This window comes from Priestia sp. P5_B4 (genome assembly GCF_056400385.1).
Genome location: NZ_JBFULJ010000300.1, coordinates 1 through 4,211, shown reverse-complemented (window position 1 = coordinate 4,211; position 4,211 = coordinate 1). Strand labels below are relative to the sequence as shown.

The 4,211-nt window shown below is 41.8% G+C and carries 3 protein-coding genes; 2 read left to right on the top strand and 1 reads right to left on the bottom strand.

Annotation, left to right across the window (positions count from 1 at the left end; genetic code table 11):
* A partial coding sequence (locus tag AC1DRF_RS17960; protein WP_477741307.1) for an EamA family transporter occupies positions 1–673 on the top strand: 673 nt, incomplete at its 5' end.
* 36 nt (positions 674–709) lie between these two features.
* Here AC1DRF_RS17960 and lacZ read toward each other — a convergent pair.
* Complete coding sequence (gene lacZ, locus AC1DRF_RS17955; RefSeq protein ID WP_427076200.1) at positions 710–3,814, bottom strand: beta-galactosidase, LacZ type; 3,105 nt, start codon at positions 3,812–3,814, stop codon at positions 710–712.
* Between the two features lie 138 nt (positions 3,815–3,952).
* On the opposite strand from lacZ, the gene AC1DRF_RS17950 reads away from it, so the two are divergent.
* Positions 3,953–4,211: AraC family ligand binding domain-containing protein (locus tag AC1DRF_RS17950; protein WP_477741308.1), on the top strand; the 259-nt coding region annotated here is incomplete at its 3' end.

Genomic DNA, 4,211 nt, shown 5'->3' with positions numbered 1-4,211 from the left:
GCTTTTGTTTGGTGTAATCGGTATGCTCGGCGTGCAGTATACATATTTTGCAGCTATTGAAGCAGGAAACGCTGCTACAGCTACAGTGCTTCAATATACGTCGCCAATATTTATTATTGGCTATTTAGCTGTGCAAGCAAGAAAGTGGCCGGTGAAAGTAGAAATGATTTCTGTTGCGCTCGTTATAACGGGGACCTTTTTTCTTGCAACAAGCGGGAATTTTAACGAGCTGTCTATTACAGGATGGGCGTTGTTTTGGGGAATTGGGGCAGCTGTGACGTCTGCTTTTTATACGCTTCAGCCTAAGCGTCTTCTTACGAAATGGAGCTCAATTGAAATAGTAGGCTGGGGAATGGTGATAGGCGGCGTAAGTTTTTCATTTATCCACCCGCCGTGGCATATAGCAGGTGAATGGTCGCTATTGTCGCTGTGTGCGGTGTTATTTGTAATCATCTTCGGAACGCTCATTGCATTTTATTGCTATTTGGAAAGCTTGAAGCATATTAGCGCTTCTGAAGCCATTGTTCTTGCGTCAGCAGAGCCTTTATCAGCAGCGGCGCTCTCTGTTCTATGGCTTCATGTGACCTTTGGATGGACGGAGTGGTTAGGTACGATTCTTATTATCGCTACGGTATTTTTACTTTCTCAGCGAAAGCCAGAGGTGACGTCATAAGTAAAAAGGACTTTCAAATGAAAGTCCTTCTTGTTTTTATAGAGGTTTTAGCGTAAACGTGTTTGTATACGAGCGGTTAGCATATAGTGTGTAATCAGGATGTGTTTTAGCTTGCCAGCTATCGTCTCCGCCAACGCCCATTTGCTTATAGTTAACCCGCACGGTTACTGAATCGCTTGCCGGCAATTTGTAAAAATGATCGTAAGCCTCCAGTTCAAAAGGTGAGTAAGGTAAAGCATTCAGCTCGACTGTTGGCAAACCYTTTATCAAAAAGCCGCGTCCTTGAGCGTTTGTAATAGTGGCCCATCGAACGTCCGTTTTATTTCCGCATTCTTGAGGGCGTAAATACGGTGTGACTTGCTCTTTTACACTGCCTTTATGAAGGGCCAGCTTAGCGCCAGTTTTACGATCCCAATAATTTTCATGAGGTCCTCTTCCGTACCATGTTAAAGAATCAAAAGTCGCATTCATCGTAAACAGCATGCCGATTTCTGGAATTTCAGGCATTGTCTCAGAAGGTGCTAAAGATTGTTCAATTTTCATTTCACCATCGTTATATAGCGTATACGTTACATAGCAAGAAGCAAGAGAGTTGTCTAAAGCTAGTTCAACCGAAATGATAACAAAGTCAATTTGCGGCTGAACACTTATTTTTTGCACATGCTGCTCTAAGCTTGCTTGACGCCACGTTTGACATCTTTCATGCAGTTTATTCCCGAGGTCATTATCGGTTACTGCACGCCAAAAATTTGGACGAAAACCCGACGCAAGCAGCTCGGTGTGCTCGTAGTTGTAAGAAATAAACTGTCCTTTTCGCTTATCAAAAATAGCCGTGAAGTTAGTTCCTGTAACCGTAAGCGTTTGTTCATTTTGGTTAACGGTTAAAGCAGGATGAGCAGCTTTTACTGAAGGCACAGCGGTTTTGGCAGGCAGCAAAAACTGTTCGTACGCCACTTCATATCCAGCTGAAGCCCAGGCTGTATCTTTAGACAATCTGAGAGAAAGAGTTAAAACAAATTCGTCAGCTTCATTTTCTTGCTCACAAAGAGGATAAGAAAGCGTCAGTTCGTCTGTACCATCAGGAGCTACATTTAAAAGAGACGCATGCTTTTCAACGAGTTCACCGTTTTTTTCAACAGTCCAAACAAAATCATAGGCGTTCAAGTTTGTAAACAAGTGTTTGTTTTGAACGGCAAACTTTCCTTTTGCAGTGTCGACTGCTGTCCACTTTACGGGCTGATAGCATTTTTTTACTTCTGCAATTTTGGGGCTAGCTGTCCCATCAGCAAAGATTAAGCCGTTTCCGCAGAAGTTACCATCGTTAGGAGTATCACCAAAATCTCCCCCGTAAGCTAAGTAAGAAGTACCGTCTTCTGCTGTTGCTTGAAGAGCTTGATCTTTCCAATCCCATATAAAACCGCCTTGCAAGATCGGATATTGATCAAACAGCTCCCAGTATTTGTACAGATTTCCGCATGAATTACCCATTGCATGGCTGTATTCGCACAAAATGTAAGGTTTTTTCGGATTCATTAGTGCATAGCGCTCTACATCTGCTGGCTTAACGTACATCGTGCTTTCTATATCTGAAGCATCATAGTCGCGATGATGGAAAATTCCTTCGTAATGAACAAGTCTCGTGGAATCTTTTTCTTTAAAAAAGGTATACATATGCTGAAAGTTTTCTCCGCCAAATGATTCGTTTCCAAGCGACCAAATAATGATAGAAGGGTGGTTTTTGTCACGTTCGTACATGGAACGACAGCGATCCAATACGTTTTCTTTCCATTCTGGCTTGCTTCCTGGAACGGCTTTTTGCTCACCTTCTTGTAAATAAGTCCACGTTCCGTGCGTTTCTAAATTGGTTTCATCAATAACGTACAGCCCGTATTCATCACATAGTTCATACCATACTGAATCGTTAGGATAATGGGATGTACGCACCGCGTTAATATTATGCTGTTTCATCAGCAAAATGTCGTGAAGCATGTCTTCACGCGTGATGCCTGCCCGACCTTTTACTGAATCAAATTCGTGGCGATTCACTCCTCGAAGTACAATACGTTTGCCGTTGATTGTCATAAGACCGTTCTTTAGTTCAAACGTACGGAAGCCGACTTTACAGCTTTCTGTTTCGATAATAGAACCAGCAGAATTCTTTAAGCTGATTACAAGCGTATACAAATTAGGACTTTCTGCGCTCCATTTTGCAGGGCTTTTAATGTGTGTACGCAAGGAAACTGTACGTTGATCGCTCACACTTAAATTTGTTTGCAGCGGAGCTTGTAGTACTTCTTGGCCATTGGCGTCATACAGCATGGCTTCAAATGTTAGACCTTGAGTATCGTGCTCAAAGTAATTTAAAATATCAGCTGAAACGATAAGTTCACCATCTTCGTAGTTGTTATCAAGCGACGAACGAACGCTAAAGTCATAGATGTGAACCGGTGGAGTAGAATAGAGATACACATCTCGGAAGATGCCGCTCATTCGCCAAAAATCTTGGTCTTCAAGCCAGCTTGCATCACTCCAGCGATATACTTCTACTGCTATCGTATTTTCACCTTCTTGAAGGTAAGAAGTTATATCAAATTCAGCTGGAGTAAAGCTGTCTTCGCTGTAACCAACAAACTCACCGTTAATCCATACGTAAAAAGCAGATTCGACGCCTTGGAAGCTGACGTACACCGGCTGATCTTTCCATTCTGATTTAGGTGTAAAAGTACGGATGTACTGACCGACAGGGTTATATTTAGTCGGTGCAAAAGGAGGTTCGAGTTCTTCATTTTCAACCCAAGGGTATGTCACGTTTGTATATTGAGGATAGTCATATCCTTGCAGCTGCCAGTGTGAAGGAACTGAAATAGAGTCCCATTTCTCATATGAAAACTCAGGTGCGAAGAAGTTTTTGACGCGGCCATCTGCATTTTCAGCAAAATGAAAATACCAGCTGCCATTTAAGCTTTGATAGTAAACAGAAGATTTTCTATCATTTTTCAAGGCCTCTTCGACCGTTTGATAAGGCATAAGTAAAGCGTGTGCTTTTGAACGGTTCAATTGAAAAATTTCAGGGTTGTTATTCCATTCAGGGTATCCGTTTGCAGGTGCTGTATAATGAAATTTCTTGCCGGTTTTTAACACGTCGATCCCTCATTTCTAAAGTACTAGGTTATTAGTTTATATGAAAATGATAACGTTTTCTGAAAACCTTATCAATCTAATTATTTTCATGATAATATAACTATATTCACATAAAAAGGGGGAAGTAATGTGGACCGTATGTACTTTCCGGCTCTTTCAGATGAAGATATGAAACTACCATTCTATGTTACAAGCGCTGGAAGCTGGAGACACCAAACGCATATTAAGCGTCAGGGAGAGTTTCCTGATTATCAATGGATTCAATGCCTAAAAGGAAGAGGCGAGCTTCGTGTAAACGACGAGGTTTATATTATAAAAGAAAATGAAGGGATGTTTCTGACGCCGCACGTTCCGCACGAATACTATCCCGTTACGAGCGAATGGCAAGTATGCTGGG